Source organism: Mannheimia kashgarensis (assembly GCF_041807705.1).
Taxonomy (GTDB): domain Bacteria; phylum Pseudomonadota; class Gammaproteobacteria; order Enterobacterales; family Pasteurellaceae; genus Mannheimia.
Genome location: NZ_JBGTYY010000026.1, coordinates 1 through 12,703 on the forward strand (window position 1 = coordinate 1; position 12,703 = coordinate 12,703).

Consider the following 12,703-nt stretch of genomic DNA (forward strand, 5'->3'; position numbering starts at 1 on the left):
AATAATAGGCTGCGGTGGTTTTATTTACATGCACTAACTCTGCGGCTGTTCGAGCGGTTACGCCTGCTACAAACAGCTCTATGAGTTTATGTTGTTTGTACTGACTTAGACGACTTTTTCTCATAAGGTTATCTTAACCTAAATGGAAGTTTTAGTCGTTATCTAGGACAGCCCCTTTGGTTTTAAGATTAAGCTAAAATATTTTTCGCGATAACATCACCCATTTCTGAGGTTGAAAGCGGTTTACTGTCATCGGCTAAATCAGCGGTACGATAGCCATCTGCTAAGGCTTTTTGAATTGCGGCTTCGATTGCATCTGCTGCTTCGCCTAAGTTGAAACTGTAACGTAACATCATCGCTGCTGATAGAATTTGAGCAATCGGGTTAGCAATATTTTTGCCAGCGATATCAGGGGCTGAACCACCAGCCGGCTCATATAAACCAAAACCTTTTTCATTGAGGCTTGCCGAAGGTAACATACCCATTGAGCCTGTAATCATCGCTGCTTCGTCTGAAATAATATCGCCGAAAATGTTTGAGCATAATAAGATATCAAATGACTCAGGGGCTTTGATAAGCTGCATTGTCGCATTGTCAATATACATATGCTCAAGCGTAACTTCTGGGTACTCTTTTGCAATTTCCGTGACGGTTTCACGCCATAAAATTGAGCTTTGTAACACATTCGCTTTATCCACAGAAGTAACGTGTTTTTTGCGTTTCATTGCGGATTCAAACGCTACACGAGCAATACGTTCAATTTCATATTTATAATAAACTTCGGTATCAAAGGCTCTGGTTTGCGAGCCTTCGCCATCTCTGCCTTTTGGCTGACCAAAGTAAATCCCGCCCGTTAATTCACGCACAACCACCATATCGACCCCTTTTGCCGCAATATCTGCACGCAACGGGCAGAATTTTTCTAAGCCTTTATAAAGTGCTGCCGGACGTAAGTTACAGAAAAGCGAGAAATGTTTGCGCAGTGGCAACAGTGAACCACGTTCAGGCTGTTCATCAGGCGGTAGATGTGTCCATTTGGGGCCACCAACTGAGCCAAATAAAATCGCATCGGCTTCTTCACAGCCTTTTAAAGTATTTTCCGGAAGTGCTTTACCCTGTGTATCAATGGCTGCACCACCAATGTTGTATTCATTGAAGTTTAATTTAAACCCAAATTTTTGTTGCGTTGCCTCAAGCACTTTGATGGCTTGAGCCATTACTTCAGGGCCGATTCCATCACCTGCTAATACCGCAATATTGTAAGTTTGCATATAGTTCCTCTTAAAATTATCAGTATAAAATTCCGTTACATTCTGCCTGAAAACGACATTTTTTTAAATGCAATTTTAGTAAAATAGCGTAAAATAACCGCCTATTTGGAGATTTTTTGATGAAGTTAACCGCTTGTAAAACTCTCGCCCTACTCTGTTTAGTGCTTAATTTAACTGCCTGTGGCACGATGATTAGCTTGGTCGAACAAGACTATAGCGTTTATGCAGGTGTAACCCGAGATTTCCAAGCAATGCAGCAAGGCGGTATTTTGGCGGTGCTGGCGGTGATTGATTTGCCGCTAAGCTTTGTATTAGATACGCTGATGTTGCCCGTTACTCTTAGTCAATAATCAGCCAATAACAAGCGGTCGTTTTTTCACTATTTTTTGCAATTCTCTTTATTCTTTTTCGCTCAATTCTGCCACCACAAAGGGCGTATTTTCGACCTTATTTTTCAACAAATTCTGCTCTTTGAAATTAATCGGAAAATGGCAAGCAAATTCGTGCTGTTTCACTTTGACTAACGGCGGTTTGTTTATGCACTTTTTCTGAGNTGAAATTAATCGGAAAATGGCAAGCAAATTCGTGCTGTTTCACTTTGACTAACGGCGGTTTGTTTATGCACTTTTTCTGAGCAAAAGGACAGCGTGGCCCTAAACGGCAGCCAATCGGCATTTCATTTAACATCGGCACAGAGCCTCGTAGCGTATTCAAACTGCTTTTAAATGCCAGCGGTTGAGAAAAATCGGGCGATCTGTTGAGCAACACTCTGGTGTATGGGTGATAAGAAGATTCCAAAATGCTCTCTTTATCCGCAATTTCCACCGTTTGCCCACAGTAAAGCACATTATAAGAATCCACCCAATTTTGAATGCTTTTCATATCATTGCTCACCAGCAAAATTGATGTGCCTAGATTTTGGTTCATACTAGAAAGCAGGCGATAAATTTGTAGTTGCGTGGTGGATTCCATAATATTCGTTGGCTCATCAGCCACTAATAAACGAGGTTGGTTAGCCACCGCCATCGCAATCATTACTTTCTGTGCTTCACCTTCGGTAATATCGACTGGGTAACTGTTCATAATATCTTGATGATCCCGAACCCCGACACGGTGTAGTAGTTCAATCGCTTTTTTCTTTTTCCAACCAAACCATTGCCACCATTTACCTTTAAAATTGATCGCTTGCATCAGCTGTTTGCCGACAAGTTGGCTAGGATCCAGGCTGGCTAGTGGATCTTGGAATACCATTGAGATATGATCGCCCACTAATTTTCGGCGTTCATTCGGGGTTAGTTTGAGTAATTCTATATCATCAAAACGAAAACGATCAGCGGTAACAATCCATTCATCTTTAACAATACCGCAGATCACTTTTGCAATCAGGCTTTTACCTGAACCAGACTCCCCTACTAATCCGCAAATTTCGCCTTCATCAACAGTTAAATTGATGTTATCCACCATTTTTACTCGCCCTTTTGGCGTGTTGATTTCAATGCTTAAATGGCGAATATCCAGTAATGCCATAGTGTTCCTTAATATGTAAAAATTTTCTCAAAAAATGACCGCTTGTTGTAGCTACGCATTGTGATATTTTTCAAACACATCGCTTAATCGAGTACCAAGCATAGTGATAGTAAAAATAGTAAAAATAATCGCAAGCCCTGGCAGAATAACCGTCCAAGGAGCAACATAGATAAGCTCCATTGATTCCCGAATCATTGTTCCCCATTCTGGGGTTGGGCTTTGAGCTCCAAGCATAATAAAACTCAATGCACTAATATCTAGTACAGCAATCACAAAAATATGGGAAAGTTCTTTAATTGCCACGCCTGTTAAATTAGGAATAATCACTTCTTTGATTAAATACCAACGGGTTGCTCCATCTAGCCTAAGGGTAACAATGTACTCTTTTTTCAGTTGTTGCTCAGTGGCTTGATAAATTTTATGGATAAAATGCGGCAACATTGCCAAGAAAATGGCTAACATCGCATTCATTAAACTGGCATCCATTAGCGTGGCGATAATAATTGCAATCAGCAAAATCGGCATAAATAAGAAAGTATCGAACAAATGGCTGATAAACCAAACCGATTTCCCTTTTTTTAACCCTGCGAAAATGCCGATAATCCCGCCAATAAGAGCAATCAATACCGTAATAATCAAGGCTGAGCCAACGGTATAATAAAATCCGTACATAATTCGACTAAGAATATCTCGCCCTAAATCATCTGTTCCGAGAAAATAGCGAATTAGCCCTCTGTCGTCCCAAGAAGGAGGCATTAACTCTAAGCCAACAAACTGTTCATTATAATTATACGGAGCGAGTAAACTGCCGAGAAAAACAAGCGTAAGTAGCACTAAAAACAGATAAAAACTGCCAAGAGCGATTTTATCTTGTCGGAAATATCGCCAAAATTTTTTAAACGGTTCAGTTTCCCTAAACTGCTCAGGTTCTTTAATAAGAGCCATACCAATCCTTTTTCTCTGAAGGGTCTAACACTACCCGAATAAAGCCTGTAAACATATCTACCAATAGTACAAATGCACCAATCGCTACCACACCGGCTGAAATCGCATTGTAATCTTGAATAGCAAGTGCATTAATTAACCAACGCCCAATGCCACTCCAGCTAAAAATATTTTCAATTAACATACCGAACGCAAAAATCAGGATAAAGGTTCGGGCAATCATCGGCACGAGCGAGGGCAAGGTGTTACGAATAATGTGAGTTGTCCAAATTCTAAAGGGAGTCCAGCCTCGTGTTTTGGCAATTTTGATGTAATTTTGTTTCATTACATAAGCAGCTCTCGCTTGAGTAACGTGCATAATTTCAAGAGTAGCAGGAATTGCTAACACTAAGGTTGGTAATACTAAATGATGCAACGCACTTTGTAGCATTTTTAATTTATAAGGGCTGTTTGATAGCCAAATATCCAGTAACAGAAAACCTGTGATACTCTGTTTAGAGTAAATCGGATGAATTTCCCCAATTGTAGAAATCGCCCATTGATTGAGAGATGCATAATACATCAGCACCAATGCTAACCAAAATACAGGTACGGCTAAACTGAGTGTGCCGAAAATATTTAATATCTTTCCAATCATATTTTTCTGCTGAGTTGCGGCAAAAAATCCTAACGGTACACCCACAATCAGCGAGAGTATGAGTGCCGATAAGCAAAGTGTAATGGTTGCAGGGAATACTTGTAAAATCTGCTCGGTTAAGGGCTGCCCATTGCTAAAACTAATGCCGAAATCTCCATTCAATAAGGATTTCAGATAGTTAAAATATGCCCCAAACCAATTAACATCAGTAAGATGATTTAGCGGATCTCTTAATAAAATAAGAAAGCTGATAATGGATAAAAAAATCAGCGTAATCAAGGTTAAAAATACTTTCCGGATAAAAGCTGTCAGCATATTAATTCCTTTCTTTATTATCCGAACTCAAACGCAGCTCCGATAATTTCACCTGTCCGAAAGGCGAGATTTCTGCTTGTTGAATGCCATTTTTAATTACCAATACCCGATTTGCATTGATCAAAGGTAAAATCGGCAACTGTTCTTCCAGTAATTTTTGTGAAAAAGCATACAGCAAATTAGTTGATGCCGTATCATCGCTTAAGCGAGCTGTTTCTAGCCAAAAATCAAAATCTTCATTACACCAATTTGATAAATTAGTAACGGTATCTGCCGTTTTGCAACTTAATAAGGCAGAGAGAAAACTATTTGGGTCAAGATCGGAAGCAAGCCAACCACCTAAAATGAGATCATAATCAGCGGTTTTGCTTTCAAGTTGCTGTACTAAATAGGCACGGCTTACTTGGCGAATTTCTACCTCTAAATCTTGAGCGGCTAAATCTGAACGGATCATCTCTGCCATTTTAATTGGGTGTGGGTTATAAACCCGTTTTTCATCAATTACCCATAAGATCAAGCGGTTCTCTTTTGCAAATTTTTTACCATTTTCGACCGCTTGTTCTCTTGGTTTAGGAAAGGTGTAAGGGTAACTCTCACTGTTTTTTTCTGCCCATAATGCGCTAGGCAGCACATTATCCGCCACTTCGCCTGTACCATAAAATAGCTTTTCGGCTATGCGTTTTCGATTAATACTATTCGCAACCTGTTGGCGTAAGGCTAAGTTTTGCCCGATCGCTTTTTGCATATTAAAGGCTAAATAAACTAAATTCGCCCCTTTGCTTTCAATAAGTTGTTCATCAGTTAAAACTGAGAGTTGACTCGGTTCAGGAAAAGCAACTATATTGCATTCGTTATTCAAAAACTTCGCCATTCTACCCGTTGCTTCTGTAGAAAAATCCACAATCATATTTTGAATATGAGCTTTCTTGCCCCAATAGTCTGTATTCGGTTTTAATCTCACATAGTTGTTGTTTTCATAACTTTCGAGTTGGTAAACACCTGTCCCAACAGGAAGAAGATCGAGCTGCATTAAGTTTTTATCAGCATTAAGTTGCAAGGCATACTCTTTAGAAAGAATAACTGCATATTGACTGGCTAAATGAGCCAATAGCGAAGAGTCTGGCTTAGTTAATTCAATTTTCACAATATGGCTGGAAGGCGAACTAACATTGGCAATTTTGCTGGCTAACCCTACACTCTCAAAATAAGGGAAATAAATCTGGCTTGTTGCCTTTTGATAAATATAATTCTGACGTTGATGGTGCAAAGCACGTTCCGCTGCTATCTCAACTTCGGGTAAATCACTTTCTTTGCCAATCATTCTCTTAAGCGAAAAAACCACATCTTCCGCATTTAATTTACGGGTTGGCGTAAACCAACTTGTGGTGTGGAATGCCACATTTTTTCTTAACCGTAGTGTAATGACTAAACCATCTTCACTAATGGAATAGCTTTCCGCTAAGGCTGGCTCAAGGCGATTTTTCTTTGGGTTAAATTCAAATAGCTTATCGTAGATTTGCTCTGTTACCACATTCATATTGGAACTTACATCCGATTTTTGCGGATTAAACGAAAAGCCCGAAGAGGTAGTACAATACACCAAGCTATTTTCCAATAACGGTTTAGGAATGCTCGGTGCAGCACAAGCGGTCGAATTTAACCAAAAATTTGCAAAAAACGCTGAAAAAACAACCGCTAATTTATTCATCTTTATGTCCATTTTTAGTTAAGCCATATTGACGTAATTTGTTCGCCACCGCCGTATGGGAAAGCCCAAGCCTTTGGGCTAATTTGCGTGTGCTTGGGTATTCGGCATAAAATTTTCGCAGTAGCTGTGCTTCGTATTGGTTCATCATCTCTTCTAATGTTGCATTTTCTGGCTCAGCATTAGTATGTTCTACCTCATCAGGTAAATTTAAATCTTTTACCGCCAAACGATAACTTGGGGAAAGTGAGCAAGCCCGATAAATCACATTATAGAGTTCACGTAAATTGCCCGACCAGCGATAATTTTGCAAGGCTTGTAAGAAGTATTCATCATATTCTAATTTACTCACGCCAAGCTGTTCACTCACTTGAGCAATAAAATAATCTGTCAGTAAGGGAATATCTTCTTTACGCTCACGCAATGGGGGCAAATCTAGGATTAGTATGTTTAATCGGTGGTAAAGATCTTCTCTCACTTTGCCTTCTACAACAAGCTGAGATAATGGCTTTTGCGAGGTGCAAATTACCCTAACATCAACTTGAATTTCTTTATCTTCCCCTACTCGGCGAAAAGAGCCATCATTTAAAAAACGCAGTAATTTTGCCTGCATTTCAAGTGATAATTCTGAAATCGAGTCCAGCAAAACCGTGCCGCCATTTGCATATTCAAAAAAACCGACCGCTTCACTACCATTACCACGATGCCCAAACATTTCCGTTTCAGCCTCTTCTTCCGGCAATCCTGCACAATTTACCGCAATAAATTTTTGCATTCTACGAGAGCTAAAATTATGGCAAGCCTTTGCAAATAAATCTTTACCTGTACCTGTTTCACCTTGAATTAGCAAAGGGGCATTCAGATTAGCAAATTTTTTTGCTTGAATAATCACTTCTTGGATTTTTGCAGATTTTCCAATAATCTTCTCAAAGCATTCTAGCTGTGCGGTCATACATTTTCCTTTAGTCGCAATGGCAAAATTTTGCTGATCATACCGCTATTTTTACTTTTTGGAAACTTTTGTTTACAACAAAAAGCAGGATTGTTTGATCCAAGCCGATTTACAATATCAGTTCTATCTTCTAAACTTATTGCACTTTTGGCTGAACAAGCGGTCTTAGTAATGATATTTTTTGCAAAAGGAGCAAACAATGTATTTAGAGCAAATTAAAGCTGAACTCCAAGAAGCGGCTGATGTGTTAGACAAATTTATGTCTGATGAAAATAATATTCAACTCATTCAAGAAGCTGCATTGCTTATTTCAAATAGCTTTAAACAAGGCGGAAAAGTGATTTCTTGCGGTAATGGGGGTTCTCATTGTGATGCAATGCACTTTGCGGAGGAATTAACAGGGCGTTATCGTGAAAATCGCCCGGGCTACCCTGCAATTGCGATTTCTGATGTAAGTCATTTAAGCTGTGTCAGTAACGATTTTGGTTACGAGTTTGTGTTCTCTCGCTACTTAGAAGCCGTTGGGCAAAAAGGCGATGTGTTATTCGGCTTATCCACCTCAGGCAACTCTAAAAATGTGCTGAATGCAATTAAGATAGCGAAAGAGAAAGGAATGAAAGTGATTGCAATGACGGGTAAAGACGGCGGCGAAATGGCAGGGCTTGCCGATGTAGAAATTCGTGTACCGCATTTCCGTTATGCCGATCGCATTCAAGAGATCCACATTAAAGTGATTCATATTTTGATGATGCTCATTGAGTTTGAAATGGCAAAATCTGAATAATTGCAAAAACAAAAGGCGTTTTAATAAACGCCTTTTTAATCAAACCTCATCAATCACAAATTCAAACCAATCAATGGCATCTTTCTCGTGAATACCGTTCGTAATTAAGATATCTGCCTTTTTTACCGAATCAGGATCTTTTGATATCAATGGGTGCCAATCATATAAAGGCTTTCCTTCATATAGCAAGCGATAAGCACAAGTTTTTGGCAACCAGCCAAAATCAGGCAAATTCTTTTTGGTTAACTTAGTGCAATCTTTCTCAATTTTGAATCGTTCAGGGTAATTCGTACAATGCCCCGTGTTTACATCTAACAAATTGCAGGCAACAGAGGTGTAGTAAAGCCGCTCTCGCTTACCTCTCCCTTGAATATATTTACGATAACAGCATTTACCACAACCATCGCAAAGTGCTTCCCACTCTGCCTCATTCATTTCCAGTAATGATTTTTCTTGCCAAAAATAAGGGGCTAATTCTTGTTGAGGCGAAAACATAGTTAGTGAAGAACAACCGCCGTGCCTGTTGCAACCACAATAAACATTCCCTTATCACCTCCCATCGATTGATATTCCATTGAAACGCCCACTACGGCATTTGCTCCCACTTTTTTCGCTTCTTTTTCTAATTCGGCTAATGCTTGCTTACGAGAACTGTTCAACTTGCTTTCATAAGCCCCTGCACGTCCGCCAATTACATCTGTGATACTGGCTAAAAAATCACGCACAAAGTTTGCACCAGAGACAACTTCGCCAAATACTAAGCCTTTATATTCAACGATTTGTTTTCCTTCAACGATAGGGGTTGTGGTAATAATCATTATTTGTTTCCTCTTAATTGCTGTTTTAAATGTGCTAATGCAATAGCACGGTGTGAAATTGCTTTTTTCTCTTTGGTTTCTAATTCCGCAAAGCTCAGATTTTTAGGTGGATAGAAAAAGAGTGAATCATAGCCAAAGCCATTCCCCCCTCTTTCCTCGGTTAAAATTTCGCCAGCACATTCGCCTAATGCAATGTATGGCGTTGGGTCTATTTCGTGTTTTAGAAATACAATACAACTTACAAATTTCGCAAGACGATTTTCTTTATCTGCCATCGCAGCTAACAACTTGTTGCGATTATCGGCATCTGTTGCTTGCTCACCAGCATAACGTGAAGAATATAAACCCGGCTCGCCATCTAGTACTTCAACGGCTAAGCCAGAATCATCAGCAATGGCTGGTAGACCTGTTATTTTAGAGGCAAATCGAGCCTTAATTAACGCATTCTCAACAAAGGTTAAGCCTGTTTCTTCGGGCGATTCAATGCCAAATTCACTTTGAGCAATAACCTCAAATCCAAATTCAGCTAATACGTCCTCCATTTCTTTCACTTTACCTGCATTGCTGGTTGCAAGTACGATTTTTGTTTTTTCCATATCTTCCTTTTTGTAAAAAATTGCTTAAAAATAACCGCTTGTTATTCGATCCCTTTTTGGTAAGACATCATCAGTAGTGTTCGCCATTTATCATTATTTTGTTCATCTTTTCCCATATTCGCAATATGCGGAAAACGCCCCCATTGCTCGAAGCCGTGTTTTCTCATTAGATTTTGACTAACTGTATTAAGTTCAAATACATACGCCATTAACGTGTGAATATTATGATTTAGCATTTCTGCTTGCATAAATTCAATAATCTTCGAGCCGTAGCCTTTACCTTTGGCATTACCATCTAAATAAATACTAATTTCAGAGGTATGCACAAAAGCGGATCTTTCATAAAATGGCGAAAAGCTAAACCAGCCCGCAATACCCGTTTCATCTTCAACCACCCAAATCGGATATTGGGTACTTTGAAGATGGAAATCAAACCATTTTCGGCGATTTTCTGTGGTTGCCAACTCTAAATCAGCCGTGATTTGATGGGTTGGAATGGCTTGGTTGTATATCGCTAGTATGGTTTCAAAATCCGCTTCAACTGCTTTTCGGATCTGCATTTTTATCCCTTATAAATCATTTGCAAATAATTAACAAAAAACTACCGCTTGCTGAGCATACTCGGTAAAACTATTTTAACCCTTACGCCGCCATTTTCGATATTCTCAATGGAGAAATCAGCCTTCAACTCAGCCGCTCGCTCTTGCATAATGGTTAAGCCATAATGCCCTTCCGGCTCGGTATGGCTGGTTAAACCAATACCGTTATCTTGAATGATTAAGCAATGTTCGCCATCATCATTCGTTTCAGCAATCACCTTAATTTCGGTTGCTTGTGAATGTTTGATGGCATTAATAACCGCCTCTCGCACAATTTGTAACAAATGCACCTGTTGTTGTGCATTAAAAATATGCGAAGGCAATTTACAACTTAAACAAAGCTGTGCCGATGTTTTCGGGCGTAAACTCTCTAAAATCTTCTCTAATGCCTGCTGTAGATTTGCCTCTTGAATGGTTAATCTAAAGGTTGTCAGCAATTCTCTTAATTGGCTATAGGCATCATTCAATGCTTTTTCAAAAACAGATAGAATTTCGTTGCGTTTCTCATCGCTTTTTGCCAGTTTGAGTAAACTTACTTGAATTTTGAAAAAGGTTAGCGATTGAGCTAAAGAATCGTGCAACTCACGAGCAATAATCGCCCGCTCTTCCATTAGCACTAATTGCTGCTGCTGCTTTTGCACTTGAACAACATAAATACTTCGCCCGATCATTTCTGATACGTTTTGCAGTAATCTTTCATCGGGGCAAAGTAACGATGGTTTCCAGCTTAGTATGCCTAGTTTTTCATTTTCTATCGCAATTTCAGCCGAAATCCAGTCTGCCTGCGGAGCATTATCTATAGAGATATTCCAATGTTCTGCACCATAAATATGTAATTTAATACCAAGCAAATGTTCGTTATCAAATACTGTTTTCAATACTTGATTAAGCATCTCTTTATTAATCGGTTTAGCGGTTAATAATTGGGAGCATTGATACAACACAAGTAAAGAGCGATTAACTGCTAATAAACGGCGGGTTTTTTCCTGTACTTTATCTTCCAATGAGGTATAAAGTTTTAATAATTCATTCGACATTTCAGTAAAAGTAGAGGAAAGCAAACCTAATTCATTCGGTTCATCAACCGCTAATTTTATATGATCGAAATCTTTATTTTGAATTTGCCAACTGGCTTTAACTAATTGCTTTAATGGGCTGATAATTTTTTTCCGTGTATACCACACGCCAATGTACGCAAGTAAAATAATCAATAACATTGAAACGGCAATTACACCTGTGGCAATTTTTAGTTTTAACTCCGCAAATTCTTGCAAACGAAAAACAAAGTTATCCACTTTTCGCACATAATCTTCAATGTGTGTTGCGTAACTGGCTTTATCACCTTGATTGACATAAGACTGCATCGCATACCAATCTTTCAGTAATTGTTGGTAGCTATGTATTACATTATCAGGTAACAACCAGCTTTGCTTAAGAGAACTCAGCTCGGTTGAGTGTAAAGTACGATGATATTCCAACAAACGCTCGGCTAAAATCTCTTGCCTTGAATCCATTTCCGACAAAAGGCGATAGCTTTGCATACGCAACGAACCCGATACATTAATCAAACTGGCATCAGATTTATTACTCCACATAATCCCAAGTGAAATGCCACTAATGATAGAAGCAAAGACGATCATAATTAAAAAATAGAGTCCGATACGCCTTGCGATGGAATATTTAGGTTTAATCATAGGTTAAAGATTAAATTGTGCTTTTAATTCATTGGCGATGCTGTCTTCGTTATTTGAACCAATTGTTTTCTTCGCTTTTTGCTGCACTTCCTCTTCCGAACCACCCATTGCAATACCAAGTCCAACTGCTTCCAACATAGAGATATCATTAAAATTATCACCAAATGCGATAACTTGTTCTAATTCAATACCTTCTGTTTTTAATAATTCCGCCAGTCTTGCTCCTTTGCTATTACCAACACTGGTAATATCAACACGATCAACCCAAGACCATTCAGGGCTTACTTGATCAAGCGGTAGATTTTTCACAAAGTTTTGCATTTTGACTAAATCAGGATCGCTAATTAACACTTTCCAAACAGTTACCCCTTTATCAATTTCTTGTTGGAATTTCTCCACTTGATAAACGTTCGGGCGAACATTTTCAGGGCAAGAATCTACCCATTTTTGGAATTTTTCAAAGTGGATATTTAGTGTTTCGTAAGTCATTGCATCTTCAAAATAAACAGCAGTATGAATGCCTTGAGCCTGTGCCTCATTGACTAATTGAGATGTAACTTCAGGTGGTAATGGATTACCAATAATCGCTTTTTCATTTTTAAAATCATATACATAAGTACCATTACAACACACAACAGGCGTATCTAAATCTAACTCCGCATAATAAGGGCGAACCGCTGTGTGGTGTCTTCCTGTAACAAAATAAACCTTTATCCCTTTTTCTCTTATCTTCTGAATTGCCTGTTTACTGGATTCTAAAATCGTAGCGTTTGATGAAAGTAATGTTCCATCTAAGTCAAAAGCGACAGCTTGGTAGTTCATAGCATTCTCCTGCAAAGTAATAGATTAAAAGAAAAGGC

At 38.9% G+C, this 12,703-nt stretch carries 14 protein-coding genes and 1 pseudogene; 2 read left to right on the forward strand and 13 right to left on the reverse strand.

What is annotated here, in order from left to right; translation table 11 throughout:
* Both ACERCF_RS09785 and leuB read right to left on the reverse strand, forming a co-directional pair.
* A pseudogene (locus tag ACERCF_RS09785) lies at positions 1–124 on the reverse strand (IS1595 family transposase); the annotation flags it as partial.
* 64 nt (positions 125–188) lie between these two features.
* A complete protein-coding gene (leuB, locus tag ACERCF_RS09790) occupies positions 189–1,271 on the reverse strand; it encodes a 3-isopropylmalate dehydrogenase (RefSeq protein WP_373625472.1) in 1,083 nt (360 codons plus the stop codon).
* Between the two features lie 119 nt (positions 1,272–1,390).
* Here leuB and ACERCF_RS09795 point away from each other — a divergent pair, with 119 nt between their 5' ends.
* Entirely contained in the window at positions 1,391–1,621 is a 231-nt protein-coding gene (locus tag ACERCF_RS09795; protein ID WP_373625489.1) for a YceK/YidQ family lipoprotein, read from the forward strand.
* Between the two features lie 127 nt (positions 1,622–1,748).
* Here ACERCF_RS09795 and ACERCF_RS09800 read toward each other — a convergent pair whose 3' ends face one another.
* The 5 genes from ACERCF_RS09800 to ACERCF_RS09820 are packed head-to-tail and all read right to left on the reverse strand — an operon-like array spanning position 1,749 to position 7,352.
* Entirely contained in the window at positions 1,749–2,798 is a 1,050-nt protein-coding gene (locus ACERCF_RS09800) for a peptide ABC transporter ATP-binding protein (RefSeq protein WP_373625473.1), read from the reverse strand.
* A gap of 51 nt (positions 2,799–2,849) precedes the next feature.
* On the reverse strand, positions 2,850–3,743 hold the full coding sequence (locus ACERCF_RS09805; RefSeq protein ID WP_373625474.1) for an ABC transporter permease subunit: 894 nt from the start codon (positions 3,741–3,743) through the stop codon (positions 2,850–2,852).
* The gene (locus ACERCF_RS09810) at positions 3,730–4,695 is read right to left on the reverse strand and encodes an ABC transporter permease (protein WP_373610971.1); all 966 of its coding nucleotides are present in this window, start codon (positions 4,693–4,695) and stop codon (positions 3,730–3,732) included. Before ACERCF_RS09810 ends, ACERCF_RS09805 begins: the two co-directional genes overlap by 14 nt.
* 1 nt (position 4,696) lies before the next feature.
* The gene (locus tag ACERCF_RS09815) at positions 4,697–6,403 is read right to left on the reverse strand and encodes an ABC transporter substrate-binding protein (protein ID WP_373625475.1); all 1,707 of its coding nucleotides are present in this window, start codon (positions 6,401–6,403) and stop codon (positions 4,697–4,699) included.
* Positions 6,396–7,352, reverse strand: coding sequence for a sigma 54-interacting transcriptional regulator (locus tag ACERCF_RS09820; protein ID WP_373625476.1), 957 nt, complete (start codon positions 7,350–7,352; stop codon positions 6,396–6,398). Before ACERCF_RS09820 ends, ACERCF_RS09815 begins: the two co-directional genes overlap by 8 nt.
* 199 nt (positions 7,353–7,551) lie before the next feature.
* On the opposite strand from ACERCF_RS09820, the gene lpcA reads away from it, so the two are divergent.
* Positions 7,552–8,136, forward strand: a complete 585-nt coding sequence (lpcA, locus tag ACERCF_RS09825; RefSeq protein WP_373625477.1) for a D-sedoheptulose 7-phosphate isomerase — start codon at positions 7,552–7,554, stop codon at positions 8,134–8,136.
* Positions 8,137–8,175: 39 nt separating this feature from the next.
* Here lpcA and ACERCF_RS09830 read toward each other — a convergent pair whose 3' ends face one another.
* The 6 genes from ACERCF_RS09830 to ACERCF_RS09855 are packed head-to-tail and all read right to left on the reverse strand — an operon-like array spanning position 8,176 to position 12,665.
* Positions 8,176–8,631 carry a YcgN family cysteine cluster protein gene (locus tag ACERCF_RS09830; RefSeq protein WP_373625478.1) on the reverse strand — a complete coding sequence of 152 codons (456 nt, stop codon included), beginning with the start codon at positions 8,629–8,631 and terminating at the stop codon, positions 8,176–8,178.
* A 2-nt stretch (positions 8,632–8,633) separates the two neighbouring features.
* Positions 8,634–8,954: a YbjQ family protein gene (locus tag ACERCF_RS09835; protein WP_373625479.1), complete on the reverse strand. Its 321-nt coding sequence runs from the start codon at positions 8,952–8,954 to the stop codon at positions 8,634–8,636.
* A complete protein-coding gene (gene rdgB / locus ACERCF_RS09840) occupies positions 8,954–9,550 on the reverse strand; it encodes an RdgB/HAM1 family non-canonical purine NTP pyrophosphatase (protein WP_373625480.1) in 597 nt (198 codons plus the stop codon). Before rdgB ends, ACERCF_RS09835 begins: the two co-directional genes overlap by 1 nt.
* Before the next feature lie 41 nt (positions 9,551–9,591).
* A complete protein-coding gene (locus ACERCF_RS09845) occupies positions 9,592–10,110 on the reverse strand; it encodes a GNAT family N-acetyltransferase (protein WP_373610978.1) in 519 nt (172 codons plus the stop codon).
* 41 nt (positions 10,111–10,151) lie between these two features.
* On the reverse strand, positions 10,152–11,843 hold the full coding sequence (gene narQ, locus ACERCF_RS09850; protein ID WP_373625481.1) for a nitrate/nitrite two-component system sensor histidine kinase NarQ: 1,692 nt from the start codon (positions 11,841–11,843) through the stop codon (positions 10,152–10,154).
* 3 nt (positions 11,844–11,846) lie between these two features.
* Positions 11,847–12,665, reverse strand: coding sequence for a pyridoxal phosphatase (locus ACERCF_RS09855; protein WP_373625482.1), 819 nt, complete (start codon positions 12,663–12,665; stop codon positions 11,847–11,849).
* Positions 12,666–12,703 lie beyond the last annotated feature (38 nt).